General features: G+C 68.3%; 26 protein-coding genes and 2 tRNA genes. 9 read left to right on the top strand and 19 right to left on the bottom strand.

All coding sequences use genetic code 11. The annotated features are described in order from the left end of the window. The first annotated feature begins 4 nt into the window (after positions 1–4). The 4 genes from GSI01S_RS11140 to GSI01S_RS11125 all read left to right on the top strand — a co-directional run bounded on the left by GSI01S_RS11140 (position 5) and on the right by GSI01S_RS11125 (position 3,293). The gene (locus GSI01S_RS11140; protein ID WP_006896656.1) at positions 5–907 is read left to right on the top strand and encodes a Sir2 family NAD-dependent protein deacetylase; all 903 of its coding nucleotides are present in this window, start codon (positions 5–7) and stop codon (positions 905–907) included. Between the two features lie 106 nt (positions 908–1,013). Then, positions 1,014–1,538, top strand: a complete 525-nt coding sequence (ectA, locus tag GSI01S_RS11135) for a diaminobutyrate acetyltransferase (RefSeq protein ID WP_006896655.1) — start codon at positions 1,014–1,016, stop codon at positions 1,536–1,538. Positions 1,539–1,575: 37 nt separating this feature from the next. After that, positions 1,576–2,874 (top strand): diaminobutyrate--2-oxoglutarate transaminase, encoded by a 1,299-nt coding sequence (gene ectB, locus GSI01S_RS11130; protein ID WP_006896654.1) that lies wholly within the window; start codon positions 1,576–1,578, stop codon positions 2,872–2,874. Next, positions 2,871–3,293 carry an ectoine synthase gene (locus GSI01S_RS11125; protein WP_006896653.1) on the top strand — a complete coding sequence of 141 codons (423 nt, stop codon included), beginning with the start codon at positions 2,871–2,873 and terminating at the stop codon, positions 3,291–3,293. The genes ectB and GSI01S_RS11125 overlap by 4 nt, the downstream gene beginning before the upstream one ends. A gap of 274 nt (positions 3,294–3,567) precedes the next feature. Here the strand turns inward: GSI01S_RS11125 and proB are convergent, their stop codons facing one another. The 11 genes from proB to GSI01S_RS11070 all read right to left on the bottom strand — a co-directional run bounded on the left by proB (position 3,568) and on the right by GSI01S_RS11070 (position 16,711). Beyond that, complete coding sequence (gene proB, locus GSI01S_RS11120) at positions 3,568–4,686, bottom strand: glutamate 5-kinase (RefSeq protein WP_006896652.1); 1,119 nt, start codon at positions 4,684–4,686, stop codon at positions 3,568–3,570. After that, on the bottom strand, positions 4,676–6,181 hold the full coding sequence (gene obgE, locus GSI01S_RS11115) for a GTPase ObgE (RefSeq protein ID WP_006896651.1): 1,506 nt from the start codon (positions 6,179–6,181) through the stop codon (positions 4,676–4,678). The genes proB and obgE overlap by 11 nt, the downstream gene beginning before the upstream one ends. 105 nt (positions 6,182–6,286) lie before the next feature. Further along, on the bottom strand, positions 6,287–6,550 hold the full coding sequence (gene rpmA, locus GSI01S_RS11110; protein ID WP_006896650.1) for a 50S ribosomal protein L27: 264 nt from the start codon (positions 6,548–6,550) through the stop codon (positions 6,287–6,289). Between the two features lie 34 nt (positions 6,551–6,584). Further along, on the bottom strand, positions 6,585–6,896 hold the full coding sequence (gene rplU, locus GSI01S_RS11105) for a 50S ribosomal protein L21 (RefSeq protein WP_006896649.1): 312 nt from the start codon (positions 6,894–6,896) through the stop codon (positions 6,585–6,587). Between the two features lie 224 nt (positions 6,897–7,120). Further along, positions 7,121–10,282, bottom strand: a complete 3,162-nt coding sequence (locus tag GSI01S_RS11100) for a translation initiation factor IF-2 N-terminal domain-containing protein (protein WP_006896648.1) — start codon at positions 10,280–10,282, stop codon at positions 7,121–7,123. A 323-nt stretch (positions 10,283–10,605) separates the two neighbouring features. Continuing rightward, positions 10,606–11,022, bottom strand: a complete 417-nt coding sequence (gene ndk / locus GSI01S_RS11095) for a nucleoside-diphosphate kinase (RefSeq protein ID WP_039867500.1) — start codon at positions 11,020–11,022, stop codon at positions 10,606–10,608. Positions 11,023–11,107: 85 nt separating this feature from the next. Continuing rightward, positions 11,108–11,524 carry a hypothetical protein gene (locus GSI01S_RS11090; RefSeq protein WP_157225324.1) on the bottom strand — a complete coding sequence of 139 codons (417 nt, stop codon included), beginning with the start codon at positions 11,522–11,524 and terminating at the stop codon, positions 11,108–11,110. Between the two features lie 132 nt (positions 11,525–11,656). Further along, positions 11,657–12,070: a DUF4233 domain-containing protein gene (locus GSI01S_RS11085; protein WP_006896645.1), complete on the bottom strand. Its 414-nt coding sequence runs from the start codon at positions 12,068–12,070 to the stop codon at positions 11,657–11,659. Further along, positions 12,067–13,473: a bifunctional tetrahydrofolate synthase/dihydrofolate synthase gene (gene folC, locus GSI01S_RS11080; protein ID WP_006896644.1), complete on the bottom strand. Its 1,407-nt coding sequence runs from the start codon at positions 13,471–13,473 to the stop codon at positions 12,067–12,069. The genes GSI01S_RS11085 and folC overlap by 4 nt, the downstream gene beginning before the upstream one ends. Further along, a complete protein-coding gene (locus GSI01S_RS11075) occupies positions 13,470–16,145 on the bottom strand; it encodes a valine--tRNA ligase (RefSeq protein WP_045537006.1) in 2,676 nt (891 codons plus the stop codon). The genes folC and GSI01S_RS11075 overlap by 4 nt, the downstream gene beginning before the upstream one ends. Before the next feature lie 89 nt (positions 16,146–16,234). Continuing rightward, positions 16,235–16,711 carry a MarR family winged helix-turn-helix transcriptional regulator gene (locus GSI01S_RS11070; RefSeq protein ID WP_006896642.1) on the bottom strand — a complete coding sequence of 159 codons (477 nt, stop codon included), beginning with the start codon at positions 16,709–16,711 and terminating at the stop codon, positions 16,235–16,237. Positions 16,712–16,814: 103 nt separating this feature from the next. Between GSI01S_RS11070 and GSI01S_RS11065 the strand changes: the two genes are divergently transcribed. Continuing rightward, on the top strand, positions 16,815–17,204 hold the full coding sequence (locus GSI01S_RS11065) for a YidH family protein (protein ID WP_039867498.1): 390 nt from the start codon (positions 16,815–16,817) through the stop codon (positions 17,202–17,204). After that, positions 17,201–17,512: a DUF202 domain-containing protein gene (locus GSI01S_RS11060; RefSeq protein WP_006896640.1), complete on the top strand. Its 312-nt coding sequence runs from the start codon at positions 17,201–17,203 to the stop codon at positions 17,510–17,512. Before GSI01S_RS11065 ends, GSI01S_RS11060 begins: the two co-directional genes overlap by 4 nt. A 7-nt stretch (positions 17,513–17,519) precedes the next feature. On the opposite strand, the gene mobA is transcribed toward GSI01S_RS11060, so the two are convergent. The 6 genes from mobA to GSI01S_RS11030 all read right to left on the bottom strand — a co-directional run bounded on the left by mobA (position 17,520) and on the right by GSI01S_RS11030 (position 22,798). Further along, positions 17,520–18,131: a molybdenum cofactor guanylyltransferase gene (gene mobA, locus GSI01S_RS11055; protein ID WP_006896639.1), complete on the bottom strand. Its 612-nt coding sequence runs from the start codon at positions 18,129–18,131 to the stop codon at positions 17,520–17,522. 149 nt (positions 18,132–18,280) lie between these two features. Continuing rightward, on the bottom strand, positions 18,281–19,570 hold the full coding sequence (gene clpX / locus GSI01S_RS11050; RefSeq protein WP_006896638.1) for an ATP-dependent Clp protease ATP-binding subunit ClpX: 1,290 nt from the start codon (positions 19,568–19,570) through the stop codon (positions 18,281–18,283). Positions 19,571–19,672: 102 nt separating this feature from the next. Continuing rightward, positions 19,673–20,353 carry an ATP-dependent Clp protease proteolytic subunit gene (locus GSI01S_RS11045; RefSeq protein WP_006896637.1) on the bottom strand — a complete coding sequence of 227 codons (681 nt, stop codon included), beginning with the start codon at positions 20,351–20,353 and terminating at the stop codon, positions 19,673–19,675. A gap of 48 nt (positions 20,354–20,401) precedes the next feature. Next, positions 20,402–20,977: an ATP-dependent Clp protease proteolytic subunit gene (locus GSI01S_RS11040; RefSeq protein WP_039867541.1), complete on the bottom strand. Its 576-nt coding sequence runs from the start codon at positions 20,975–20,977 to the stop codon at positions 20,402–20,404. Between the two features lie 289 nt (positions 20,978–21,266). Beyond that, positions 21,267–22,637, bottom strand: a complete 1,371-nt coding sequence (gene tig / locus GSI01S_RS11035) for a trigger factor (protein ID WP_006896635.1) — start codon at positions 22,635–22,637, stop codon at positions 21,267–21,269. Positions 22,638–22,724: 87 nt separating this feature from the next. Next, positions 22,725–22,798, bottom strand: a tRNA-Pro gene (locus GSI01S_RS11030). A gap of 156 nt (positions 22,799–22,954) precedes the next feature. Here GSI01S_RS11030 and GSI01S_RS11025 point away from each other — a divergent pair. Continuing rightward, positions 22,955–23,028, top strand: a tRNA-Gly gene (locus tag GSI01S_RS11025). A 77-nt stretch (positions 23,029–23,105) separates the two neighbouring features. Here the strand turns inward: GSI01S_RS11025 and GSI01S_RS11020 are convergent. Both GSI01S_RS11020 and GSI01S_RS11015 read right to left on the bottom strand, forming a co-directional pair. After that, positions 23,106–23,810 carry an adenosylcobinamide amidohydrolase gene (locus tag GSI01S_RS11020; RefSeq protein WP_039867497.1) on the bottom strand — a complete coding sequence of 235 codons (705 nt, stop codon included), beginning with the start codon at positions 23,808–23,810 and terminating at the stop codon, positions 23,106–23,108. Between the two features lie 35 nt (positions 23,811–23,845). Continuing rightward, a complete protein-coding gene (locus GSI01S_RS11015; protein WP_006896633.1) occupies positions 23,846–25,048 on the bottom strand; it encodes a benzoate/H(+) symporter BenE family transporter in 1,203 nt (400 codons plus the stop codon). Positions 25,049–25,125: 77 nt separating this feature from the next. On the opposite strand from GSI01S_RS11015, the gene GSI01S_RS11010 reads away from it, so the two are divergent. Further along, entirely contained in the window at positions 25,126–25,656 is a 531-nt protein-coding gene (locus GSI01S_RS11010; protein ID WP_006896632.1) for a helix-turn-helix domain-containing protein, read from the top strand. 148 nt (positions 25,657–25,804) lie between these two features. Continuing rightward, on the top strand, positions 25,805–26,500 hold the full coding sequence (locus tag GSI01S_RS11005; protein ID WP_006896631.1) for a L,D-transpeptidase: 696 nt from the start codon (positions 25,805–25,807) through the stop codon (positions 26,498–26,500). Positions 26,501–26,541: the final 41 nt, after the last annotated feature.

The raw sequence follows: 26,541 nt of genomic DNA, 5'->3' as shown, positions 1-26,541 counted from the left end.
CGGCATGCGCATCCGCACGACGGCCTGGACCCCGGCAGCGCCCACGGTGGCCGATCCGGACCCGGACGGCCGTGCCGAGCAACTCGCCGAACTCATGGACGGCCGCCGCGCGGTGGCGCTGACGGGCGCCGGACTGTCGACGCCCTCCGGAATCCCCGACTACCGGAGCCCCGACTCCCCCGTGCGGCGTCCCATGACGATCGAGGCCTTCCTCTCCTCCCCAGAGAGCCGGCGCCGGTATTGGGCCCGCAACCATCTGGGATGGCGGCATATGGACGCCGCCGCGCCGAACGCCGCCCATCGGGCACTGCGCACCCTGCAGGACGCGGGAGTCCTCTCCGGGGTGATCACACAGAACGTCGACATGCTCCACATGAAGGCCGGGTCGCGCCCGGTGGTCGATCTGCACGGCTCCTACGGTCGCGTCCGCTGCCTGGGCTGCGGCGAACAGGTCTCCCGCCACCGGCTCGCCGAGGCTCTGGAGGCGGCGAACCCCGGCTACGCCGATCGGGTGGCCTCCCGAGGCGCGATCGAGGTGGCCCCCGACGCCGACGCCGCGCTCGAGGACATCGGCGACTTCGTGATGCTCGACTGCGAGAGGTGCGGCGGAGTATTGAAGCCCGACATCGTCTACTTCGGGGAGACGGTGGGCCCGGATGTGGTGGCTCAGGCGTTCTCCCTGGTCGACGACGCCGATCTGCTGCTCGTCGCCGGGTCGTCGCTGACCGTGATGTCCGGACTGAGATTCGTCCGCAGAGCGGTGGCCGCGGGCAAGCCGGTAGCGATCGTGAACCGCGGCCGAACGCGCGGCGACGACCTGGCGACCCTCAAGATCGACCACCGGTGCGAGGTCATTCTTCCCGCGGTCGCAGACCGCATCGCTGCCGCACGTTCAACGTTACTGTGACGTACACCACATTGTTTGCTTGAACTGCACAAAGGCGGGGTTCCGCGCAGGCAATATTCGATCTGCGGTGACTTTCCTATGAACGGCCGATAGCCTCGGTCACGTCATGAACCCGAATGATCCTTCACCGGAGACAGACAACGGAAACACGGTCACCTTCCGGCGACCGCGGGCCCGTGACGGAAAGAGAATATGGGAGATCGCTCGCGATTCGCGCGTGCTGGACGTTAATTCGCCCTATGCCTACGTTCTCTGGTCACAGGATTTTTCCGAGACGTCGATCGTGGCTGAATTCGACGGAGACGTCGTCGGCTTCGCTACCGGATACCGTCGACCAGCGGCACCCGACACCCTCATGGTGTGGCAGGTGGCCGTCGACGAGACGCAACGCGGGAAGCAGATCGCCAAGCGGATGGTCTGCGAGTTGTTCCGGCACTGCGCTCAAGCCGGTGTCGTCGCCATCAACACCACGATAAGCCCCGACAATCAGGCGTCCCAGCGACTGTTCGCAGGCGCTGCCCGAGCCCTCGGTTTGCAATTGACACGCGAACCGTTCTTCAGCGCGGAACTGTTCATCGACTCCCATGAGCCCGAGGACCTGTATCTGCTGACGCCGGGCTCCGCTCAATAGCGGAACCGGCAGAACTCAAACGAGGAAACTCTCGAAAATGACAATCGAAACTGCACTGGACGACCGAACTTTCACCAAGCACGAATCCGAAGTCCGCTCCTACTGCCGTGATTGGCCCGCCGTCTTCGACACTGCTCAGGGCAGTTGGCTGACAGACGTCGACGGGAATCGCTATCTTGACTTCTTCGCAGGCGCAGGCGCTCTCAATTACGGCCACAACAATCCTGTTCTGAAGGATGCGCTCGTCGACTACATCGTCCGTGACGGAATCACTCACGGACTCGACATGTCGACCCGCGCGAAGGGCGAATTCCTCGAGACCTTCGCCGCCAAGATCCTGGAGCCCCGCGGGCTGGACTACAAGGTCCAGTTCCCCGGCCCCACCGGGACCAACGCGGTCGAGGCAGCGCTCAAGCTGGCCCGCAAGGTGACCGGCCGCGAAGCGGTCATCAACTTCACCAACGCCTTCCACGGCATGACGCTCGGCTCGCTGGCGGTGACCGGCAACGCCATGAAGCGCAACGGCGCCGGCGTACCGCTGGTGCACACCACGCCGATGCCCTTCGACAACTACTTCGACGGCAGCGTCGAGGACTTCGCCTGGTTCGAGCGTGTTCTCGAGGACTCCGGCTCGGGCTTCAACCGGCCCGCCGGCGTCATCGTCGAGACCGTTCAGGGCGAGGGCGGCGTCAACGTGGCGCGTCCCGAGTGGCTGCGCGGCCTGGCCGACCTCTGCAAGCGCAAGGACATCCTGCTGATCGTCGACGACGTGCAGATGGGCTGCGGCCGCACCGGCGAGTTCTTCTCGTTCGAGGAGGCCGGCATCGTGCCGGACATCGTGACGCTGTCGAAGTCGATCGGCGGCTACGGACTGCCGCTCGCACTGACCCTGCTCCGTCCGGAGCTGGACGTCTGGGAGCCCGGCGAGCACAACGGCACGTTCCGCGGCAACAACCCCGCGTTCGTGACCGCGACCGCCGCCATCAACAAGTACTGGTCCGACGATGCGCTCTCGGTCCAGGTGAAGGCGAAGGGCATGGAGATCGCGCAGTCCTTCGAGGACCTGTGCCAGCGCCACGACGGATTGTCGCACCGGGGCCGCGGCATGGTCCAGGGCCTCGCCTTCGACAAGCCCGAGCTGGCCGGCCGGACGTGCGAGATCGCGTTCTCCAAGGGCCTGCTCGCCGAGACGTCGGGTCCTGACTCCGAGGTCGTCAAACTCCTTCCCCCGCTCACCATGAGCAGCGAGGATCTCGCCCACGGTCTGCAGATCCTGAGCGAATCGGTCGACGAGGCCTTCGCTGCCGACACCGCCCCCGAGGAGGCCGAAGCATGATCGTCCGCACCACCGAAGAGATCACCGGAACCGACCGCGAGGTGGCCGACCCGAAGGGCAACTGGGTCTCCAAGCGGATCGTGCTCGGTGGCGACGGGGTCGGATTCTCGTTCCACGAGACCACGATCGCGGCCGGCTCGATCAACGAGTTCCACTACGCGAACCACGTCGAGGCCGTCTGGCTGGTCGAGGGCAAGGGCACCCTGCTCGACCGGGAGACCGGGAAGATCTACCCGCTCCGCGCGGGCAGCATGTACCTGCTGGACGGCCACGAGCGTCACACCGTGACCGTCGACGAGCAGATGCGGATGCTGTGCGTCTTCAACCCGCCGGTGGTCGGCACCGAGGTCCACGACGAGAACGGCGTCTACCCGCTCGTCACGGTCCCCGCCGGCGAGGGCAAGCACCGAGCCGACTGACTGTTTCCGCAGCGAAAGCGCCCACCCGACCGCTGGTCGGGTGGGCGCTTTCGGTTCCGTGTCCGCCCGGTCTCGATACGCCCCTCCGCTGCGCTCCGGGCCTACTCGACAACCCTGCCGGGCCGTCCCCCACAGGCCAGTCGACAAGCCGCGCCCCCAGGCCCCAGGCCAGTCGACAAGCCGCGCCCCAGGCCAGTCGAGTCGCACGCGAACGAAGTGAGCGAGCGTATCGAGACACCACCGCCTCGACACTCCCCTCCGACGAAACCCGGAGTCAGGCCGGGACCAGGTCGTCGGCGTGGATGATCGGGCGGCGCAGATCGGCGGGGAGGTCGGAGGTCGAGCGGCCGATCATCTGTGCGACGTCGTCGGCGTCGTACGATGTGACGCCCCGGGCGCGAACCGTTCCGGCCGCGTCAACGAGCTCCACCACGTCGCCGTCGGAGTAGTCGCCGACCGTCGCGGTGACACCCGCGGCCAACAACGACCGTCGCCGACCGCAGACCGCGGCGACAGCACCGTCGTCGAGCGTCAGCGTGCCGCGCGCCTCAGCTGCGTGGCGCACCCAGAACCGTCTGGCCGACATCCGGGTCGGCCGGGCTTTGAAGACGGTGCCGACCGAGGCGTTCGACAGCGCCTCACCGGCGGCCGAGGCCGCGGCCAACAGCACCGGGACTCCCGAGTCGGCCGCCAACCGCGCCGCCGCCAGCTTCGATGCCATCCCGCCCGTTCCCAGCGCACCGCCGTTGCCTGCGATCACTCCGTCCAGATCGTCGGGTCCATCGACCTGTTCGATCAGCCGCGCCGGTTGGCCGTCGGGGCCGGGTTTGCGGGGATCGCCGTTGTACAGCCCGTCGACGTCCGACAGCAGCACGAGCGCGTCCGCGTGCACCAGGTGCGCGACGAGGGCGGCCAGCCGGTCGTTGTCGCCGAAGCGGATCTCGTTGGTGGCGACGGTGTCGTTCTCGTTGACGACGGCCACCGCATGCAGCGCGCGAAGCCGGTCGAGCGTTCGCTGCGCATTCGCGTGGTGGGACCTGTTCGACACGTCATCTGCGGTCAGCAGCACCTGGCCGACGGTACGGTCGTAACGAGCGAACGACGTCCCCCAGGCGTGCGCCAGGCGGAGTTGGCCGACGCTCGCCGCCGCCTGCTTGGTCGCGAGGTCGCGGGGCCGTTTCTTGAGGCCCAGCGGCGCGATCCCCGCGCCGACGGCCCCCGACGACACGACGATCACGTCCGATCCGGCGCGCATCCGTGCTTCGAGTGCGTCGACCAGCGCGTCGAGCCTGGCGTGGTCGATGCCGGTCACCATGTCGGTGACGGCGGACGAACCGATCTTCACGACGATGCTGCGGGCCGTCGCGAGGAACTGCCGAACATCACTCGTCATCGACGTCCGACTCCTCCTGACCGAGATCCGCTGCGCCCCAACCCAGCTCGTTCTCATCGGAGGCCTGGCGGCGCATCTTGCGCGCGAGTTTGCGCTCTGCGGCACCCACTCGGTCGTTGCGCTCCAGGCGGATGTCGGTGCCGCGGCCGGTGATCGGCACGGCCTCGCCCATCGGAGTCGTGGGCTCCCAGTCGAAGGTCATCTCGCCGATGGTCACCGGCGCGCCCGGCTTGGCACCCCGCTTCACCAGCGCGTCCTCGACGCCGAGGCGGTTCAGCCGATCCGCGAGATAGCCGACGGCCTCATCGTTCTCGAACTGCGTCTGACGCACCCACCGCTCCGGACGGGCCCCGCGCACGATGAATCCGCCCTCGACATCGGGATCGGCGACGACGGTGAACTCCGACTCGTCGACCGCCTTGGGGCGGATGACGGCGCGGCGGGCCACGGGCTCGGCGTGCTCGGCCCGGTACCGCGCCACCATCTCCGCGAGCGCGAAGGTCAGCTCCGACAGTCCCTGGTGGGCCACCGCGGAGATGCGGAACACCGGCCAGCCTCGCTCGGCGATGTCGGCTTCCACCAGATCCGCCAGCTCAGCCGCCTCGGGAATGTCGATCTTGTTCAGGATGACCACGCGCGGCCTCGTGGCGAGGTCGCCCAGCGAGTGGTCGGCGTCCAGCGCCGGCTGGTACGCCGCGAGTTCGGCCTCGAGCGCGTTGATGTCCGACACCGGGTCGCGTCCCGGTTCGAGGGTCGCGCAGTCGACGACGTGCGCCAGGACGGCGCAGCGCTCCAGGTGGCGGAGGAAGTCCAGTCCCAGTCCGCGACCCTGTGACGCTCCGGGGATCAGGCCGGGCACGTCGGCGACGGTGAAGACCTCGGCACCGGCGGTCACGACTCCCAGGTTGGGAGCCAACGTGGTGAACGGGTAGTCGGCGATCTTCGGCTTCGCTGCGGAGAGCACCGACACCAGCGACGATTTGCCCGCCGACGGGAAGCCGACGAGCCCGACGTCGGCGACCGACTTGAGCTCGAGGGTCAGTTCCCGCTCGTCCCCGGGCTCGCCGAGCAGTGCGAATCCCGGCGCCCGACGCGCCCGCGAGGCCAGCGCCGCGTTGCCCAGACCACCCCGGCCGCCCTGCGCGGCGATGAACTCGGTACCGGCACCGACCAGGTCGGCGACGATCTCGCCGTCCTCATCGATCACCACCGTCCCGTCGGGCACCTTGAGGATCAGGTCCTCACCGGCGCCGCCGTTCCGGTTGCCGCCCATGCCGGGCTTTCCGTTGGTCGCCCGCGCGTGCGGCCGGAAGTGGAAGTCGAGGAGGGTGTGCACCTGCGGGTCGACGACCAGCCGGACGTCGCCGCCCCGGCCGCCGTTGCCCCCGTCAGGGCCGCCCAGCGGCTTGAACTTCTCGCGATGCACGGACGTGCAGCCGTGGCCGCCGTTGCCCGCCACGACCTCGATCTTCACGCGGTCGACGAAGCGTGACATGTTCCAGCCTTCCTCGAATGGGTCCAGATAAGCCGACAGGGCGGGTCAGGGTGTCTAGAGACCCTGCCCGCCCTGTCGAAAAGAGCTATGAGTTCGGATGCCAGGTCAGACTGCGACCGGCTCCGGGACGATGTTCACCGTCTTGCGACCGCGCTTCACGTCGAACTTGACCGCACCGGCCGCGAGAGCGAACAGCGTGTCGTCCTTACCGCGGCCGACACCCACACCCGGGTGGAACTTGGTGCCGCGCTGGCGGACCAGGATCTCGCCGGCGCTGACGACCTGGCCGCCGAAACGCTTCACACCGAGTCGCTGAGCATTCGAATCGCGACCGTTGCGCGAGCTCGATGCACCCTTCTTATGTGCCATCTGGCTGTCCTCCTGAAATGCTGAAGAGCGAGTTCTACTTGATACCGGTGACCTTGAGGACCGTCAGCTGCTGACGGTGACCCTGGCGCTTGTGGTAGCCGGTCTTGTTCTTGAACTTGTGGATCCGGATCTTCGGGCCCTTGGTGTGCTCGACGACCTCACCGGTGACCGAGACAGCGGCGAGCTTGTCGGCGTCGGTGGTCAGATTCGCACCATCGACGACCAGCGCAACCGGCAGCTGCACAGTGCTGCCAGGCTCTCCGTCGATCTTCTCGACCTTCACAATGTCGCCCTCGGCGACCTTGTACTGCTTACCGCCGGTCTTGACGATCGCGTACGTTGCCATTCCCGCTGTCCTCTTAACTCGTCTCATCGGGCCGGAGTGCGCAGGCCGATCCTGCGTGTCCGACATAATCTGGTGTGTGCGGTCCGCGGCCTCAAGGCCCTCGAACCTCTCCCGCCGATGCGCGCAACTGTCTACGCGCCTGCGGGAGGCGACCTGTCAAGGCTACGGTACCGGGCCTGTTCAGGTCAAACTCTCGGCGCGCGGGCCGCGCGCCGAGAGGAAGGTCACTGCTGCGTGGGCGGCGGGCCCGCGGCGCGGCGACCACTGCGCCGCCGGGGCGAGCGAGTGACCGCGACCACCGGCTCGGCGGACTGTTCGGCCACCGTCGTCACCGGCTCATGCTCTGCGACCTCGTCCACCGACTCGACCGCCGTCGTCGGTGCGGCCGCACGGCGTACCGCGCGACGACGTCGACGCGTCACCACCGCCACCGGCGGCTCCGGTGTCTGCGTCATCGTCTCGACGACGACCTCCGCGGCGATTTCGCTCACTGCACCGTCTGTGGCAGCGACCTCGGCCACGGCCACCTCCGCGATTTCGACCTCGGCATTCTCGACCTCGGGCGCCTTCACCTCGGGCACTGAGGTATCGGCGGCCGGCTCGGCCGCCGCGTCGTGCTCGTCGTGATCGTCCGGATGCGCCATGGCGCGGAACAGCGGATGCTCGGCGGCCGGCTTGTGCGGTGCGGGCTTGGCCGGCGCCGCCGCCTCCTGCTGCGGCTGCTGGTCTCCCCCGCGCCGACGCGAGCGGCGCGACTTGCGCGAACCTCCGTCGCCGCCGTTGCGGCTTCCGTCCTCAGCCGGGCGTACCTCCACCGGATTGGCGTGCACGATCACCCCGCGACCCGAGCACGCGGTGCAGGTGGTCGAGAACGCCTCGAGGAGTCCGGTGCCGAGCCGCTTGCGGGTCATCTGCACCAGTCCCAGCGAGGTGACCTCGGAGACCTGGTGCCGGGTCCGGTCCCGAGCCAGAGTCTCGGTGAGCCGTCGCAGAACGAGGTCGCGGTTCGATTCGAGAACCATGTCGATGAAGTCGACGATGATCATGCCGCCGATGTCGCGCAAGCGCATCTGCCGCACGATCTCCTCGGCGGCTTCGAGATTGTTGCGAGTGACGGTCTCCTCGAGGTTGCCGCCGGACCCGGTGAACTTGCCGGTGTTCACGTCGACCACCGTCATCGCCTCGGTGTGCTCGATGATCAGCGTGCCGCCGGACGGCAGCCACACCTTGCGGTCGAGCGCCTTGGCCAGTTGCTCGTCGATGCGGTGCACGGTGAACGAGTCGGGCGCGTCGGCATGCGCCTTGGTGAAGCGTTCGAGCCGCTCGGCGAGGTCCGGGGCGACATCGTTGACGTACCCCGACACCTGCGACCACGCGCGTTCGCCCTCGACGACCAGCTTGCGGAAGTCTTCGTTGAACAGGTCACGGACCACTCGAACCAGCAGATCCGGCTCTTCGTACAGCGCCTTCGGAGTGCCCGGCGCCTTCGACCGGTGATCGTCGGCCGCCGCCTCGATGCTCTTCCACTGTGCTTCGAGGCGCTCGATGTCCGCACCGAGTTCCTCGGCGCTGACGCCCTCGGACGCGGTCCGGATGATGACGCCGGCCTCGTCCGGAACGAGCTTGGCCAGGATCTGCTTGAGACGCTTGCGCTCGGTGTCGGGGAGCTTGCGGCTGATACCCGTCGACGTCCCGCCCGGCACGTACACCAGGTACCGGCCGGCGAGGGAGATCTGCGTCGTCAGCCGTGCGCCCTTGTGCCCGATCGGGTCCTTGCTGACCTGGACCAGAACGTGGTCGCCCGGCTTGAGCGCCTGTTCGATCTTGCGCGAGCCGCCGTCGAGGCCGGCGGCCTCCCAGTTGACCTCGCCGGCGTAGAGGACGCCGTTGCGTCCGCGGCCGATGTCGACGAAGGCGGCTTCCATGCCCGGAAGCACGTTCTGCACGCGCCCCAGGTAGATGTTGCCGACCATCGACTGCGAGGTCTCGGTGGTGACGAAGTGCTCCACCAGCACGCCGTCCTCCAGGACGGCGATCTGCGTGTAGTCCTCCACCGGCGCCGCATGCTGATCGTGGCCGTCGCCCGCACCGGAGGCGGCGCGCTCACGCACCACCATCACGCGCTCCACCGATTCCCGGCGCGCCAGGAACTCCGACTCGGTCAGGATCGGCGGACGACGCCGCCCGGCGTCACGACCGTCTCGCCTGCGCTGCCGCTTCGCCTCCAGCCGCGTGGAACCCGAGATGCCCTGCACCTCGTCACGCACCTTCTTGGCGCGCGGCTCACGCTCGTGGACCACGGTGTTGGGCGGATCGTCCGCCGAGACCGTCTCATCCGAGTCGGACCCGCCACGGCGGCGGCGCCGGCGGCGACGCCGCTTGCTCGACGGGACCGCTGCCTCGGAGTCCGCCTCGGTCTCTTCGTCCGACTCCGATCCGGTCGCATCGGCCTGTGTCTGGTCCGCATCGGCCGTGTCGTCGTCCGGCCCGTTCTTCTCGGGACCGCTCGTCTCGGCGGTGTTCTGGTCCGACTCCACGCCGTCCTGAGCGTCGTCCGACTCACTGTCGGATCCCTCGGGGCCCTGATCGCCGCGTCCGCGACCGCGCCCGCGACGCCCGCGCCTGCGCCTGCGGGACCGGCTCTCGCTCTCGCCGGACGTCTGTTCGTCATCCTCCCCGCCGGCTGCCGGAACCTCCGACTCGGGCTCGACGGGCGCTGTGGCGGTCTCCGGAGCGGCCGGCGTCTCGTCACCGGTGCCTGCCTCGTCGACCTCGGACTTCTTGGGCTTCTTCGCCGACGCCTTCTTCTTGCCCGGCTTCTTGTCGGCCTGCTTCTCGGACCCATCCGATTCCGGGATGTCCGTGGTCTCGGCCTTCTTGCTCTCGGCCTTCTTGCCCTCGGCCTTCTTACCGTCAGCTTTCTTGCCGTCTGACTTCTTGCTGTCGGCTTTCTTGCCGTCCGACTTCTTGCCGCCGGCCTTCTTGGCTTCGGTGTTCTTGGCTTCGGCCGTCTTCTCACCGGCCGGAGCGGTCTCATCGGCGTCCGCCGCCAGGAACAGCGGCGCGGTCGCCTCGGCCTTCGCCGTCGACACCGGCTGCGGCGTCTCGACCGCCGAGAACAGCGACGGCGCCCCCGGCTCTCCGGCCTCATCTGCCGCATCCTCGACGGCACCACTGATACGGAGCTCGACGGCTTCGGCGTCGGCTCGAGAGATCGACGACTGCGCGGTGCGCGCCGTCACCCCCATCTCCTGCAGGTGCGCGAGCACCTGCTTGCTGGTCAGTCCGAGCGTGCGGGCGAGCGCATGCACGCGGAGTCGAAGGGGGAATTTTTCCGCTGGCTGATCTGCCGAAGTGGCATCAGCCGACGACCCGTTATCTGTCACGTGGTCTCCTCAAGACCCCCGGGCGCGTCGCACAGATGAACTCGCCAACGCGGCCACGCGAGGGCCTTTCCAATGTGTGCCGGCCTCTACGGCCGGGTGTTATGTGGTCTTCGCGTCGTCAAGACGCCTTGCGTGACGCAGGCCTGGGACCGAAGCCGGACCCCAGGCTGGGGTCGGACGGAACCGGGTACTCAAAACGGCTGTGCGTCGATCGTCGGTGCCAAAGCGTGACTCCGACGACTAGGCAAGTATCCCACATCACGGGCCGTAACCCGCACACGAGTGACGAAAAGGCTCCCGCGCGCCGTGTCGGCGTCGTCGAATCAGGAGTTCAGAGAGGGGAACCAGAGAGCGATCTCACGCGCCGCGGATTCGGGCGAATCCGATCCGTGCACGATGTTGAACTGCGTTTCCAGCGCGAAGTCACCCCGGATGGTGCCCGGCGTGGCCTTCTCGACGGGATCGGTGCCGCCGGCGAGCTGGCGGAATGCGGAGATGGCCCGCGGACCTTCGACGACGGCCGCGACGACCGGACCCGAGGTGATGAACTCGAGCAGCGAGCCGTAGAACGGCCGCTCGGCGTGCTCGGCGTAGTGCTCGCTCGCGACCTCGACGGTCACGTCACGCAGTTCCAGGGCAGCCAGGCGCAGTCCCTTGCGCTCGATGCGGGCGATCACTTCGCCGACCAGTCCGCGCTGGACGCCGTCGGGCTTGATGAGGACGAGAGTCTGTTCAGTCACGCAGGACACTGTAGCGATGCACGACACCGCCCGCACCGTCCCACCCCGCGGGCGGGTTCACCGTGCCTGACTCACCGCGCCCGAGTCACTTCGGGCAGTACTGCTTCTCGACGGCGAAGAACCCGTAGTTGAACACCCCGCCCGCCTGGCCGGGACCGTCGACGATGATCTGCAGGCACGCGCCCGGCGTGTCGACGGCCGCATCGAGCTCCTGCTTGAGCGTCTTGGCCATCTGCCGGTTGGCGCTGGAGTACGCGGGCGGCGCGGGCAGGTTGGCGATCACCTGGTCGACGCCGCGGTCGGCGAGCCACAGGGTCGAGGACCGCGTCGCGAGATAGCCGAGCGCCCCCTCGCGCACCGGCATCGGAATGCTCGCTTCCGGTGTCTGCGACGGCTGCGACGGCTGCGACGAAGGCTCCGCGCTCGCGATCGGCGCCGCCAGCACCGTCGCCGCAGCGACGGCCCCGACTACGATCCCCACCCGGCCTGCGCGACTCGTCACCCTGTAGGTCCTCCCCATCCACTGCCTCCATCGATTCGATTGCTGCCGTGTCGTACGACACAGTGGTGAGTGAGTGTAACCGACGGTCGCAGAAATCGACGATTCCGCGGGAGCCGAGCGCGTCCGGGCCGATCAGATCGGGTGCTGGCCCGGCAGCCGCCCCTGCTCGATCCGCTTCTCGACGTCGCGCTTGATGTACGCGATGTAGATCCACACGATCAGGAAGATGACGCCGACGATCGCGATGGACCAGTGGAAGAATCCTCCCGCGATCACGAACACCTGCATCACCAGGTTGACCTCCAGCGCGCGGGGCCTGCCCTGACGGCCGGACAACAGCAGCAGGATCAGCGTCACGATGCCGAGGTAGAGTCCGGACGCCCAGGTGACGCCGCCGGCCAGCTTCGCCACCACCGGGAACGCGAGCGCGACCACGATCACCTCGAGGATCAACGTCCCCGCCATGACCCCTCGGAAGCCCTTCCACGGGTCGGCGGCGGGCGGGGTGAACTGCGCGGCGTTCTCCGGAATCGATTTCTCGGTCATGACGGCTCCTTGCCGAAGAGTGTACGGCCCGCGCCCGCGGTGACGACGGATCCGGTGATGATCACACCGGCTCCGGAGACCGCTCCCCCCTCGCCCTCCTCGGCGAGCGAGACGGCGGCCTCGACCGCGTCCGGAAGGAACGGTTCCACCACCACGCGTTCGGCTCCGAACACGTCGTTCGCGATGTCGGCGAGCGCGTCGGTGTCGAGCGCTCGGGGCGAGCCGTTGTTGGTCAGGACGACGACGTCGAGCACCGGCTCGAGTTCGGTGAGCACACCGCGCGCGTCCTTGTCGCCGAGGACGCCGATCACCCCGACGAGCCTGCGGAAGTCGAACTCCGAGACCAGCGCTCGGGCGAGCGCGCGGGCGCCGTGCGGATTGTGCGCGGCGTCGACGAAGACGCTCGGGGCGCTGCGCACCCGCTCGAGACGGCCGGGACTGGCGACATCGGCGAAACCGGCTCGCACCGAGTCGACGTCGAGCCTGCGGTCGGCGCCCGCACCGAAGAAGGCCTCGACCGCGGCGAGTGCGAGTGCCGCGTTCTGCGCCTGATGCGCACCGTGCAGGGGCAGGAAGATCTCGTCGTAGACGCCGCCGAGACCGCGGATCGTGAGCAGTTGTCCGCCGACGGCGGTGGTGGCCTCGAGGACGGTGAACTCCGAGTCCTGCCGGGCGACGATGGTGCCTGCCTCCACCGAGGCCCGCAGCAGCACATCGGTCACCTCGGGCTGCTGAGGTGCGATCACCGTGACCGGATCCATCGGGATCACCGCGTCCGACGGCCCCGGCTTGATGATCCCGGCCTTCTCGCCCGCGATGGCGGCCAGGGTATCGCCCAGATAGTCGGCGTGGTCCATTGCGATCGGGGTGATCACCGCGACCTGCGAGTCGATCACATTGGTGGCGTCCCAGCGCCCGCCCATACCGGTCTCGACGACGGCCACCTCGATCGGGGCCTCCGCGAAGGCCGCGTACGCGATGGCGGTCAGCACCTCGAACTTGCTCATCCGAGGTCCGCCGCCGGCCGTCGACGAGTCGTCGACCATCGTCACGTACGGCTCGATGTCGCGATAGGTGTCGATGTAGGTGCGCGCCGGTATCGGCGCGCCGTCGATGGCGATCCGTTCGGTCACCGACTGCAGATGCGGGCTGGTGATCCGGCCCGTACGCCGATGGAAGGCGCGGAGCAGCGAATCGATCATCCGGGTCACCGAGGTCTTGCCGTTGGTTCCCGCCACGTGGATCGAGGGGTACGCGTGCTGCGGGTTGCCCAGCAGTTCCATCAGCGCGTTGATCCGGGTCAGAGACGGCTCGATCCGGGTCTCGGGCCAACGCGTGTCGAGTTCGGCTTCGAGCGCGTGGAGTTCGGCGAGATCGTCGGCGGAATCGCGTGAGCGCGTCACCGGCCGGCCAGCCCCTCGAGTTTGGCCTTCAGCCGCGCCACCTCGGCCTCGGCGAGATCCCGGCGCGTCTTGATCTTCTCGACGACCGCGTCGGGCGCCTTCGACAGGAACTGCTCGTTGCCGAGTTTGGCGGACGTGCCCGCGAGCTCCTTCTCCGCGGCGGCCAGATCCTTGGCGGCGCGCTTGCGCTCGGCTTCGACGTCGACCGTCCCGGAGGTGTCGATCGCGACGGTCGCGGTGCCGGTGGAGAGGCGGACCTCCACGGTCGCGGTGGCCGCGAAGCCGTCGCCCGCGCCCTCGAGCCGGGCCAGCGAATCGAGTTGCGGGCGCAGTTCGGCCAGCCCCGCGGCGTCGAGTCCGTCGACGGTCGCGGCGACCCGCTGCCCCGGCTTGAGACCCTGGTCGCTGCGGAACCGACGGACCTCCGTGATCAGCTTCTGCAGGTCCTCCACGCGGCGGGCGGCGTCGACGTCGGCGGGCGCGCCCGACGGCGTCGGCCACTGCGCCACGACCACCGACTCCGACCCGGTGAGCGTCTTCCACAGCACCTCGGTCACGAACGGCATCACCGGATGCAGCGCCCGCAGCAACTTGTCGAGAACGGTGCCCAGGACCAGCGCGGTCCGCTCGGCCCGCTCACCGCCCTCGGCCACCTGGACCTTCGACAGCTCGAGGTACCAGTCGCAGACCTCGTCCCACGCGAAGTGGTAGAGCGCCTCGCACGCCTTCGAGAACTCGTAGCTCTCGAAGCCCTCGTCGACCTCCGCGAGCACCTCGTCGAGCCGGGACAGGATCCAGCGGTCGGCGACCGTCAGCTGTTCGCCGGCGGGGAGTTCGCCCACGCGCGCACCGTTCATCAGGGCGAACTTGGTGGCGTTGAACAGTTTGGTGGCGAAGTTGCGCGAGCTCTGCGCGTGGGACTCGCCCACCGAGATGTCGCTGCCCGGATTGGCGCCGCGTGCGAGCGTGAAGCGCAGTGCGTCGGCGCCGAATCGGTCGACCCAGTCGAGCGGGTCGATGCCGTTGCCCTTCGACTTGCTCATCTTGCGCCCGTGCTCGTCACGGACCAGACCGTGCAGGAAGACGTCGTGGAACGGCACCCGTGCGTCTCGGCCGGAGAACCCGCTCGCGTCGAGCTTGCCGACGTAGGTGCCGAACATCATCATCCGGGCCACCCAGAAGAACAGGATGTCGTAACCGGTCACCAGCACCGAGGTGGGATAGAACTTGTCCAGCTCGGCGGTCTTGTCCGGCCATCCCATGGTGGAGAAGGGCCACAGTCCCGACGAGAACCAGGTGTCGAGGACGTCCGGGTCCTGCTCCCAGCCCTCGGGCACGGTGTCGTCCGGACCGAAGCACTCCACCTCGCCGTTCGGGCCGTACCAGATCGGGATCCGATGCCCCCACCACAGCTGCCGGGAGATGGTCCAGTCGTGCATGTCGTCGACCCATGCGAACCAGCGCGGTTCCTGGCTCGCCGGATGGATTACCGTCTCCGAATCGCGGACGGCGTCGCCCGCGGCCTTGGCGAGGGCTTCGACGCTGACCCACCACTGCATCGACAGCCGCGGCTCGATCGGCTCGCCCGCGCGCTCGGAGTGCCCGACGCTGTGCAGGTACGGCCGCACCTCCTTGACGATGCGCCCCTGTTCGGCCAGGGCCTCGCGAACCGCGACCCTGGCCTCGAAGCGGTCGAGTCCGTCGAACCGCGTCCCGGTCCCCTCGATCCTGGCGGTCTCGTCCATGATCGTGATCATCGGGAGATGGTGCCGCTGCCCGATGGCGAAGTCGTTCGGGTCGTGGGCCGGCGTGATCTTGACCGCGCCGGATCCGAACTCCGGGTCGACGTAGTCGTCGGCGATGACCGGGATCTTCCGATCCAGGAACGGGTGATCGAGCTCGACGCCGATCAGATCGCGGTAGCGCTCGTCGTCGGGATGGACCGCGATGGCGGTGTCGCCGAGCATCGTCTCCATGCGGGTGGTCGCGACGACGATGTGCGGCTCGGCGTCGTCGAGCGATCCGTACCGGAACGAGACGAGCTCTCCCTCGACGTCCTCGTACTTGACCTCGATGTCGGAGATGGCGGTCTGCTGGGCGGGCGACCAGTTCACGAGGCGCTCGGCCCGGTAGATCAGCCCGTCGTCGTACATCCGCTTGAAGATCGTCTGGACCGCGCGGGAGAGCCCCTCGTCCATGGTGAAGCGGTCGCGGCTCCAGTCGACGCCGTCGCCGAGCCTGCGCATCTGGCCGGCGATGGTGCCGCCGGACTCGGCCTTCCACTGCCACACGCGCTCGATGAAGGCTTCACGGCCGAGTTCCTCGCGGCTGGTGCCCTCCGCCGCGAGCTGCTTCTCGACGATCGTCTGCGTCGCGATTCCCGCGTGATCCATGCCCGGCAGCCACAGCACCTCGTAGCCCTGCATGCGCTTGCGGCGCGTCAGCGTGTCCATCAGGGTGTGATCGAGAGCGTGGCCCATGTGGAGCGAGCCGGTCACGTTCGGCGGCGGCAGGACGATCGAGTAGCCCGGCTTGGCACTCGAGGCGTCGGCCGTGAAGTACCCGGCGTCCACCCAGCCCTGGTAGAGGTCTGCCTCTACCGCACTCGGGTCCCAGCTCTTCGGCAGGGCTTCGGCGGTGGTCTCTGGGTCACGGGATTGCGCACTGGTCACCTGGGTGATTCTAGAGAACACCGCGCACCGCCGTCGCCGCCATGTCGCCGTAAGCGGCCTGGGTCACTCCCCGAGCCCCGGTCCCGGTGTCAGCCGAGGTCGTCGAGTCGCGCCGCGAGCGCTGCGAGCGCGGGCACCGCGACCCTGATCGCCGCGCGCTGGTCGCCGTCCAGCCCGGCCAGCGCCTCCGAGATCCGCCGCTCGTTCGCCCGCGTCCACTCGTCCAGCCGGGTGCGCCCGACCTCGGTGAGCCGTACCTGGACAGCGCGGCGGTCGTCAGGGACCGGTTCTCGGACGATCAGCCCGTTCTTCACCATCTGATTCACCAGAGTGCTGACCGTGTTGGTCGCCATCCGGTGTTTGCGGGCCAGCTCGCCGATCCGCAGTCCCGGCTCCCGCGCGAGGCGCTGCAGGAACTCGACCTGCGCCATCGGCAGCGACTCCCACGCGAAGTCCTCGCGCACGCTCGACCGCAGCGACCGGCGCAGCTGCGTGATCACAGCGGTCAACTCCCACGCGCCGTCGTCTTCTGTGACCCGGTCCACACCGGGCTCGGTTTCAGTCATGTTAATCTACTTCTGTCTGCTACAGAACTATTTACGTCGACGCTGTTCATGTCGACACGCCTCCGCGCCGGTACCCCGGCACCGGCCACGACGATTGAGATCAATGAGCAATACCCTCCCGCAACGCCGACCCGCCGCCGTCTACTCCGTCGGTGAGGAGCCGGACGTCCGCTTCTCCCTCGCGAACGAACGCACGGCACTGGCCTGGGTCCGCACCGCTCTCGCCCTGATCGCCGGCGGTATCACGCTGACGACCGTCGCCGGCCTGACCTCGTCTCCGATGGTCGTCCACCTGCTGTCTCTGGTGGCATGCGTCGCCGGCGGCGCGCTCGCTATCGTCGCACTGCTCTCGTGGCGGCGCAACGAGCGGGCCCTGCGACTCGGCCTGCCCTTGCCGCCTCCGCTGCCGCTGCCCTGGCTCGTCATGGGCATCGCGGTCGTCGCCGCTGGGCTCGTCGGCTTCGGCGTCGTGTCGATTCTGCGTCTCTCGTGAGCATCGACCCGGGCCTCCAACCGCAGCGCACCGCATTGGCCTGGCAGCGGACCGGCCTCTCCGTCCTGCTCGCCTGCGCGGCCGCCGGCTTCGCCGCCCTGCGTCACGGATTCCCGGCGGCGGCCCTCTGCACGTTCGTCGCCGGTGTCGTCCTGTGCCACGTCGCCGTCCGGCACTTTCCGAAGGGGCCTGACCGTGTCGCCGGGACCGGTTCGGTCTGGCCGACGATGGTCGCGACCGTTGGCGTGGTGGTCGTCATCGCGCTAGCGGGTACCGCACTCGCCATAGCCGATATGGTCTTCGGCTGACCGGCCCTCACGATGCGCGCGAACTGCGCAATCGATGCAGGTCCTCGGGTGCGTCGACGTTGGTGAGCCAGTCCGGGTCCGAGACCCCGATGCGGCGTGTGACGAGCGCATCGAGGGCCGCACCCATCCGGAGCTCGCCCTTCTCCACGAGGTCGGCGAGTTGCTGCGCGGAGCGAGTGCGGTAGACGCCGGCCATCGGGTGATCGCGCCCGCCCTCGTGCGCGACGACGACGTCGGTCGATTCGGTCAGCCCGTCCAGGAGTTCGTCGATCAGCCCGGTGTCCACGAGCGGCATGTCGGTGGCGCAGACGAAGGCCGCCTCGGCACCGGCGTCCGCCGCCGCCTGCAACGCCGCCACCAGTCCACCGAGGGGACCGCTGCCCGCCTTCTCCGTGGTGACCCAGTCGAGGTCCGTCTCGTCGCTCAGCTCGAGGTACGCCTGCGATGTCCGCGGCGCCGCGACCAGCACCGGTTCGCACCGGGCGCTGATCGCCCATGCGATCCGGCTGAGCATCGGCGCGCCGTCCCACTCCATCGCCGCCTTGTCCTGCCCCATGCGGCGGGAACGCCCGCCCGCGAGGATGATTCCGGCCAGTCTGTCTTCGCCCGTGCGCGTCATCTGCCCAGTGTCCCAAAGACTCCGCGGAACCGGGTCCGTCTTGGTTCAAACGGTCGGCCGCGGGCTGCATCGCACGGGAGCCGGGCCGCGCACGACGACGGCCGGCGTCCCCGTCTCGACGGGAACACCGGCCGTGTCGTGATTCTCGGTCAGGCCGACTTCTCGCGCGGCCCCTCGTCTTCGCTGCGCGGCACGATGGTCGGCAGCACGTTGTCGCGCACCGTCTCCCCCGTGACGACCACCTTGGCCACATCGTCGCGGCTCGGAATGTCGTACATCACCGGCAGCAGTACCTCTTCCATGATGGCCCGCAGACCACGCGCTCCGGTTCCCCGGTGGATCGCCTGGTCGGCCACTGCTTCGAGCGCGTCCTGACTGAACTCGAGTTCGACGTTGTCCATCTCGAACAGGCGCACGTACTGCTTGACGAGCGCGTTCTTGGGCTCCGACAGAATCGAGACCAGCGCCTCCTTGTCGAGGTTCGCGACCGATGCGACCACCGGCAGGCGCCCGATGAACTCGGGGATCAGACCGAACTTGATCAGATCCTCGGGCATCACCTCGGCGAAGTGGTCGGTCGTGTCGACCTTGTCCTTACTCGGGACGTCGTTGCCGAAGCCGATGCTGCGCTTGCCGATCCGCTCGTCGACCACCTTCTCGAGGCCGGCGAACGCACCCGCGACGATGAAGAGCACATTGGTCGTGTCGATCTGGATGAACTCCTGATGGGGATGCTTGCGGCCGCCCTGCGGCGGCACGCTGGCCTGCGTTCCCTCCAGGATCTTCAGCAGCGCCTGCTGCACGCCCTCGCCCGACACGTCGCGGGTGATCGACGGGTTCTCGCTCTTGCGGGCGATCTTGTCGACCTCGTCGATGTAGATGATGCCGGTCTCGGCCCGCTTGACGTCGTAGTCGGCGGCCTGGATCAGCTTCAGGAGGATGTTCTCGACGTCCTCGCCCACGTAGCCGGCCTCGGTCAGTGCGGTGGCGTCCGCGATCGCGAACGGGACGTTGAGCATCTTCGCGAGGGTCTGCGCCAGGTACGTCTTGCCGCAGCCCGTGGGGCCGAGCATGAGGATGTTCGACTTCGCCAGTTCCACGGGCTCCACCGCGGACGAGCGCTTGTCGCCGGACTTCTTCTCACCCGCCTGGATGCGCTTGTAGTGGTTGTAGACGGCCACCGCGAGGGTGCGCTTGGCCGAATCCTGGCCCACCACATAGTTGTCCAGGAAGTCCCGGATCTCCGCGGGCTTGGGCAACTCGTCGAGCTTCACATCGCTGGTCTCGGCGAGTTCCTCCTCGATGATCTCGTTGCAGAGGTCGATGCACTCGTCACAGATGTACACCCCCGGACCTGCGATGAGCTTCTTGACCTGTTTCTGGCTCTTGCCGCAGAAAGAGCACTTCAGGAGGTCACCACCGTCTCCCATTCGCGCCACTACGCCCCACCTACTTCCCTATCTGCGGACAACCTCGACGGTACCCGCGCACGATGCCTTCGACGAGCCGAAATGCGGCAGTCGCTGAGATTCGACGTTCGCTCAGCTCCGCGCCGACTTCTTGCGGTAGTCGAACACCTCGTCGACGATTCCGTACTCCTTGGCCTGGTCGGCCGTGAGGATGTTGTCGCGGTCGGTGTCCTTGCGGATCTTCTCCGGGTCCTGGCCGGTGTGCGAGGCGAGGATCTCGTCCAGCCGCCTGCGGATGCGCTCGATCTCCGCCGCCTGGATCTCCAGATCCGACACCTGGCCCTGGTAGGCACCGCCGGTGCGCGGCTGATGGATCAGCACCGTCGCGTTCGGCAGCGCCGCACGCTTGCCCGGCGTGCCGCCGGCCAGCAGGATCGCCGCGGCCGAGGCCGCCTCGCCGAGGCAGACGGTCATCACGTCGCAGTGCACGTACTGCATGGTGTCGTAGATGGCGAGCATGTCGGGCACGCTGCCGCCGGGCGAGTTGATGTACATGGTGATGTCGCGGTCGGGGTCCTGGCTCTCCAGGACCAGCAGCTGGGCCATCACGTCGTTGGCGACCGTCTGATCGATGGGCGTTCCCACGAAGACGATCCGCTCTTCGAACAGCTTGGCGTACGGGTCGTACTGGCGCTGGCCGTTGGGGGTGTTCTCGATGAACGACGGCAGGATGTACCGAGCCTCGATGCTCTTGAGCGCCAGGGCCGCATCCGGGATGCCCGCGCGGACGTCGGCGGGAAGCAGGTTAGTCATGTTCTCTCCGTAACCGGTGAAGTGAGGTGAACGTGGGTGGCGACGGGATCAGGCGACCGCGCCCGCGCTGGTCACGACGTGGTCGACGAAGCCGTAGGCCTTGGCCTCCTCGGCGGTGAACCAGTTGTCGCGGTCGGCGTCCGCCTCGATCTTCTCCAGCGGCTGGCCGGTGAACTCGGCGTTGAGCCGGTTCATCTCACGCTTGGTGGCGGCGAACTGCTCGGCCTGGATGGCGATGTCCGCGGCCGTGCCACCGATGCCCGCCGACGGCTGGTGCATCATGATCCGCGCGTGCGGCAGCGCGTGACGCTTGCCCTTGGCGCCGGCGGCCAGGAGGAACTGTCCCATCGAGGCGGCCATGCCCATCGCGTACGTGGCGACATCGCATGACGCGAGCTGCATCGTGTCGAAGATGGCCATCCCCGCGGTCACGCTGCCGCCCGGCGAGTTGATGTAGAGGTTGATGTCCTTGGTCGGATCCTCGGCCGCGAGCAGCAGGATCTGCGCGCAGAGGCGGTTCGCGATGTCGTCGTCGACCTGGGTGCCCAGGAAGATGATGCGCTCGCGAAGCAGACGCTCGAAGACCGAGTCGGTCAGGTTCAGGCCGACTGCGCCCGAGCTCATCGAGGGCGTGTACAGATTGCTCACTGAGATGTCCCATCTGTCTAACGGTGCGGATCTCCCCGGAAGGTCTCGTCGACCGAGTCCATCGGACGCATCGCGCCCGTCCTTCGGAGAAGCTGTCACCGAGATTAATCAATTCCACCCCCGGGGTTGTTCCTCCGACACCCCTTATTCGCTTACAGCGGAACGGTTCGGCGGATGTTCGATCCCCGGTCGAAGGCCCTCTGACAGCGCGACAGCCGGGACGATCACTCGTCCCGGCTGTCGCCGTGGTGTCGGAGGCCGGCGGTCAGGCGTCCTCGGCCTCGTCGGTCTCGGCCTCATCGCTCTCGGTGTCGTCCGCCGATCCGAAGAAGGCCTTGGTGTCGATGGTCTCGCCGTTGGTGTCGGTGACCTTGACCTCGCCGATGACCTCGGCGAGCGCCTTGTTGCGGCGCACGTCGGCGTACAGCGCGCCGATCTGGTTGGCGTTCTGCAGCTGCTGGATGAACTCCTGCGGCGCGATGCCGTAGCGCTGCGACTGCATCAGGATCTGCTGGGTCAGCTCGTCCTGAGCGACCTCCACCTCCGTCGCGTCGGCGATGGCGTCGAGCAGCAGCTGAGTGCGCACCGACTTCTCCGCGTCGGCCTTGCTCTCGGCGTCCCACTCCTCGCGGGTCTTGCCCTGCGCTTCGAGGAAGCGGTCGACCTGTGCGTCGTCGTGTCCGAGGGCGTGGACCAGCTGGTGCTGAACGGCCTCCACCTCGTCGGCGACGACGGACTCGGGCAGCGGGAAGTCGACGGTGTCGAGCAGCTGCTCCAGGACGGCGTCACGGATGGCGCCCGCCTGCTCGTACTTCTTCGAGTCGGCGACCCGATCGCGAACGCTGTCGCGCAGTTCGTCGACGGTGTCGAACTCCGAGGCCATCTGAGCGAACTCATCGTCCAGCTCCGGCAGTTCACGGACCTTCACCGAGTTCACCTTGGCCGTGATCTCGGCGTCCTCGCCGGCATGGTCACCGGCGACCAGCTTGGAGGTGAAGGTGGCCGAGTCGCCGGCCTTGACGCCCTCGAGCGCCTCGTCCAGGCCCTCGATCAGGGTGTCGCTGCCGACCTCGTGCGAGAGCCCCTCGGTGGAGGCGTCTTCGACGGTCTCACCGCCGACGGTCGCCGACAGGTCCAGTGACACGAAGTCGCCGCCGGTGACGCCGCGGTCGACTCCGACGAGGGTGCCGAACCGGCCCCGCAGGTTGTCGAGCTCCTCTTCCACGTCGGCGTCGGCGATCTCGATCGGGTCGACCTCGACGGCGATGGACGAGAACTCCGGCAGTTCGATCTCCGGGCGGACGTCGACCTCGGCGGTGAACTTCACCGGCTCGCCGTAGACGAGCTCGGCCAGATCGATCTCGGGCTGACTGATGGCCTTGATCTCGGCCTCGGTGACGGCCTGCGAGTACTTCGCCGGAACGGCGTCGTTCACGACCTGCTCCAGGATCGCCTGCCGGCCGACACGCGCCTCGATCAGCTTGGCCGGAGCCTTGCCCGGGCGGAAGCCGGGGATGCGGATCTGCTGGGCGAGCGACTTGTACGCGCGGTCGAAGTCACCGGAGAGTTCCTCGAACGGAACCTCGACATTCAGCTTGACTCGGGTCGGGCTCAGCTGCTCGACGGTGCTCTTCACGGTGTTGGTACTCCTTGTCGGTTCGTGCTGGCAGTTCGTACTGTCGGGCCGTTCTCCGGCGGTGCCGTCGGGCCTGCGACATCTTCGTCGGGATGACAGGATTTGAACCTGCGACCCTCCGCTCCCAAAGCGGATGCGCTACCAAGCTGCGCCACATCCCGTCGGGCCACGCCGAACACCGGCGGGACCAAAGGAACATAGTACGGGCCGAAGCGCCGCCACGACGAACCCGCCTCCCGTTTTGTGAATCGGCGCGAGGCTCGGTAGAGTTCTGCAAGCGCGCAGCGCGGCCGGGACTCCCGGCACGTCAGCCGCACGCGGGTGTAGCTCAATGGTAGAGCCCTAGTCTTCCAAACTAGCTACGCGGGTTCGATTCCCGTCACCCGCTCCAGGCGACGATTCAGGGCCGGTCTCCGACACAGGAGGCCGGCCCTGAATCGTCGTGAGTGTCTCGTCCCGTCCGAACGGTCAGAGCCCGCCGTCGCGGAGACGCCGGGAGTAGTCCTGAGCGCCGTGGCGCACCGCGGCGTGGACGGCCCGCGCGAGCGCCCCGCCCCAGTGCGACCGCGGCCCCGCGAAGGGCTCGGGTTCTCCGCCGTGATCGCAGACCACCACGACGGCGTCCGATGCGGTTCCGGTCGCCGGGTACCCGGCCTCGAGCAACGCCTGGGTCTTGGCTTCCGTCACGGTGATGACGGCGTTCACCATTGCCGCGTCGGTGAGGGCCACCGGAACGTCGACGGTGATGTTGACGGTCCCCGGCACAACGGTCCCGGGCACCGGCCGGTCGGACGGAAGCAACGGCGCCAGTCCCGGATCCGCGGCATCGACGGGCGCCGCCGCCCAGGTCGGCACCCTCAGCCCGACGGTCGCCGACGCGGTGACAGCGCCGTCGGCGCATGTCACGGTCCGATCCACCGCCGCCGCGGTCAACATGCCCACTCCGCGTCCGCGCAGTCCGCTGCCCGCGGCGACCTCCCGGAGATGCGCCACCGGGTCCATCCGCCGATAGTCGCCGGGGACCTGCACGTTGAGCACCCACTCCACCGCTCCGATACCGCCGCCGAGCATGGCCGACGAGACACCGCGACGTCCCGGCCCGACGCGCCAGATACTGGTGACGAGCGGAGCCTCGTCGCCGAACGCCCGAAGGAACTGCAGGTCGATGCTCATATCGCCGTTCACGCTAGCCGAGAACGACGGGCCGCTCACGGCCTGCCGACACCCAGCCCGCGGAGCACGATCCCGGCGAGCAACGCCCAGAAGGCCGAACCGACCCCGACCACCGCGATCCCCGATGCCGCGACCACGAACGTGACCGCGGCCGGCAGCCGATCGTCGACCTGCGACATCGCTGCCGCGCAGGCACTCGCGAAGGCTCCGAGGAGTGCGACGCCGGCGACCGCCTGAACGACCCCGTCGGGCGCCGCGAGCACCACCGCCACGAGCCCGGTCGACGTGAGTCCGAGGACGAGGTACGTGACGCCGGCGCTCAGTCCGGCGACCCACCGTCGTTCCCGATCGGGATCGGCGTCGGGCGCCGCGGCGAGGGCCGCGCTGATCGCGGCGAGGTTGATCGCGTGTCCACCGAACGGCGCGGCCAGCATTGATCCCACGCCGGTGACCGTCATCGCCGGACGCCAGGGAACGTCGTAGCCGAAGCCGGCCATCACCGCGACGCCCGGTATGTTCTGCGCGGCCATCGTCACCAGATACAGCGGCAACGCCGCCCCGATCGACGCGCCGACGGTCCACGACGGCGAGGTCACACTCAACTGCGGAACGCAGTCCGCCGGTCCCGGACCGCCGCCGTCACGCGCGAGAGCTATTCCGATCACCACGAGCGCGGCCCCGAACGCCCCGGGCACCGCCCACCGCGGTCGCACCTTCAGCAGCACCAGCCACACCGCCAGCACGGGTCCGACCGCCGCCGGGTTCGTCGCCAGCCCGCGGAGGGGTTCCACGCACAGCGGCAGCAGCACGCCCGCCAGCATCGCCTGCGCGATCGACACCGGAATCCGCCGCACCAGCTTCGCGAGTCCGGGCCACCACCCGGTGACGACGAGAAGCACACCGCACGACAGAAATGCCCCGACCGCTGCCGACCACCCGCCGGCGACCGCCCCGGTGGTCGCCAGCAGCGCCGCCCCCGGCGTCGACCACGCCGAGGTGACCGGTATCCGGAACCGCCACGACAGCAGGACCGTCGCGGCACCCATCGCCACCGACACCGCGAACAGACCGGACGCGGCCTGCGCGGCATCGGCCCCGACGGCCCGCAACCCGGCCAGGACCACCGCGAAAGACGAGGTGAAGCCGACGAGCGCGCAGACCACCCCTGCTCCGACGGGTACCGCGATCGATACCCGCTCGCGCCCGCACACCTCGGCGTTCCGAGTGGTCTCAGTCATGGGACTACCGTTCCATAAACCGAACGTTCTGTAAACCGAACGGTCCTGAGGGTGTTCCCGCCGTACCATCGGCAGACGTGAACGACCTCGGAATCGCCGACCGGCTGCGCGAGCTTCGGCTCGCACGCGGGTTCAGCCTGTCGGAGCTGGCGCGCCGTGCGGACATCGGCAAGGCCACGCTGTCGGAGATCGAGAGCGGCCGCCGCAATCCCAACATCGAAACCCTCTACGCCCTGTGCGAGCCGCTCGACGTCCCTCTCACCGGCATGCTGGGCGAGACTCCCGGCGCACACGGCACCGCGGCCGGCGGCATGGTGACGGTGCTGTTGTCGACGCGACATCTCGACGGCGCGACCATCGAGGTGTTCCGCCTCGAGTTCCCCGCAGGGGCGCGCCATGTGTCGCCGTCGCACGGCGAAGGGGTGCGCGAACAGCTGTCGGTGGTCTCGGGGACGCTGATCGTCGGCGTCGCCGACCGTCCCGCGACGGTGCACGCAGGAGAATGCCACGCGTGGACCAGCGACCGGGAACACGTCTTCGCCGCGCCGGACGGTCCGGCCGAGGCGGTCGTCGTGATCACCACCCACTCCACCACCTGTGACCGATGACACCCCACTGAGCTGCCGATTCGCCCGATTCACAGGTGAAGTTCACCCGGAATGTGTTGGCGCGGGTACAACGGTTGTGTAACGATACTCTTCGAGCGCCCACGGGGGTGGCGCTAGTTCACGACCACGAAATGAAGGTAGAGACCACGTGTTTTCCACCAAGTCTTCGAGCCGCCGGGTGAGCCGGACCGCTCGAGTCGTTGCTGTGGCAGCCGGTGCGGCTGCGCTGGCGATGGGGGCGCCCGCAGTGGCCGAGGCAGCGCCGGTCACCGTCGTTCCCGGCCTTCCGCCGGTCCAGGTCCCCGATCTGCCGACCGTGCCCGGGCTGCCGCAGGCGCCCGCGCCGAAGCCCAAGCCCAAGCCTCAGCCGCAGACCACGACGCCGGAGAAGCCGGCCGTGCCTGCTGAGCCGAACGTCAAGAGCCCGACCGGCTGGGTCGCGCTCGCAGTCGACGGCGACCACCAGATCTACTGGTGGAAGAACCACGAGTTCGTCAAGCAGATGCCGATCTCGATGGGCACCGACAAGCACCCGACTCCTAATGGCGTGTACCACACCAAGGAGAAGTACCGGGACATGTACATGGACAGCTCCACGTATGGAGTGCCGGTCGACTCGCCCGAGGGCTACCGCACCTACGTCGAGTACGCCACGCGCATGTCGTGGGACGGTATCTTCATCCACGCCGCTCCCTGGTCGGTCGCTCAGCAGGGCGTCTCGAACGCCAGCCACGGCTGCATCAACGTGAGCACCGAGAACGGCAAGTGGGTGTACGACAACATCGGTCAGGGCACCCCGATCGTCGTCCGCGGCACCGTCGGCGGTCAGTACACCGGAGACTAGTCGGCGTGCACTGACGAATACTGTCAGAGACACATCAGAAG

It is taken from the genome of Gordonia sihwensis NBRC 108236 (assembly GCF_000333035.1).
Classification (GTDB): Bacteria; Actinomycetota; Actinomycetes; order Mycobacteriales; family Mycobacteriaceae; genus Gordonia; species Gordonia sihwensis.
This window is presented reverse-complemented; position numbering and strand designations above follow the sequence as displayed.

What these genes read in the sequence shown, in the direction of transcription:
- GSI01S_RS11140 (WP_006896656.1), top strand. Translation starts at nt 5, where the DNA reads ATGCGCATCCGCACGACGGCCTGGACCCCGGCAGCGCCCACGGTGGCC.
- ectA (WP_006896655.1), top strand. Translation starts at nt 1,014, where the DNA reads ATGAACCCGAATGATCCTTCACCGGAGACAGACAACGGAAACACGGTC.
- ectB (WP_006896654.1), top strand. Translation starts at nt 1,576, where the DNA reads ATGACAATCGAAACTGCACTGGACGACCGAACTTTCACCAAGCACGAA.
- GSI01S_RS11125 (WP_006896653.1), top strand. Translation starts at nt 2,871, where the DNA reads ATGATCGTCCGCACCACCGAAGAGATCACCGGAACCGACCGCGAGGTG.
- proB (WP_006896652.1), bottom strand. Translation starts at nt 4,686, where the DNA reads ATGACGAGTGATGTTCGGCAGTTCCTCGCGACGGCCCGCAGCATCGTC.
- obgE (WP_006896651.1), bottom strand. Translation starts at nt 6,181, where the DNA reads ATGTCACGCTTCGTCGACCGCGTGAAGATCGAGGTCGTGGCGGGCAAC.
- rpmA (WP_006896650.1), bottom strand. Translation starts at nt 6,550, where the DNA reads ATGGCACATAAGAAGGGTGCATCGAGCTCGCGCAACGGTCGCGATTCG.
- rplU (WP_006896649.1), bottom strand. Translation starts at nt 6,896, where the DNA reads ATGGCAACGTACGCGATCGTCAAGACCGGCGGTAAGCAGTACAAGGTC.
- GSI01S_RS11085 (WP_006896645.1), bottom strand. Translation starts at nt 12,070, where the DNA reads ATGACCGAGAAATCGATTCCGGAGAACGCCGCGCAGTTCACCCCGCCC.
- GSI01S_RS11070 (WP_006896642.1), bottom strand. Translation starts at nt 16,711, where the DNA reads ATGACTGAAACCGAGCCCGGTGTGGACCGGGTCACAGAAGACGACGGC.
- GSI01S_RS11065 (WP_039867498.1), top strand. Translation starts at nt 16,815, where the DNA reads ATGAGCAATACCCTCCCGCAACGCCGACCCGCCGCCGTCTACTCCGTC.
- mobA (WP_006896639.1), bottom strand. Translation starts at nt 18,131, where the DNA reads ATGACGCGCACGGGCGAAGACAGACTGGCCGGAATCATCCTCGCGGGC.
- GSI01S_RS11045 (WP_006896637.1), bottom strand. Translation starts at nt 20,353, where the DNA reads ATGACTAACCTGCTTCCCGCCGACGTCCGCGCGGGCATCCCGGATGCG.
- GSI01S_RS11040 (WP_039867541.1), bottom strand. Translation starts at nt 20,977, where the DNA reads ATGAGCTCGGGCGCAGTCGGCCTGAACCTGACCGACTCGGTCTTCGAG.
- GSI01S_RS11020 (WP_039867497.1), bottom strand. Translation starts at nt 23,810, where the DNA reads ATGAGCATCGACCTGCAGTTCCTTCGGGCGTTCGGCGACGAGGCTCCG.
- GSI01S_RS11015 (WP_006896633.1), bottom strand. Translation starts at nt 25,048, where the DNA reads ATGACTGAGACCACTCGGAACGCCGAGGTGTGCGGGCGCGAGCGGGTA.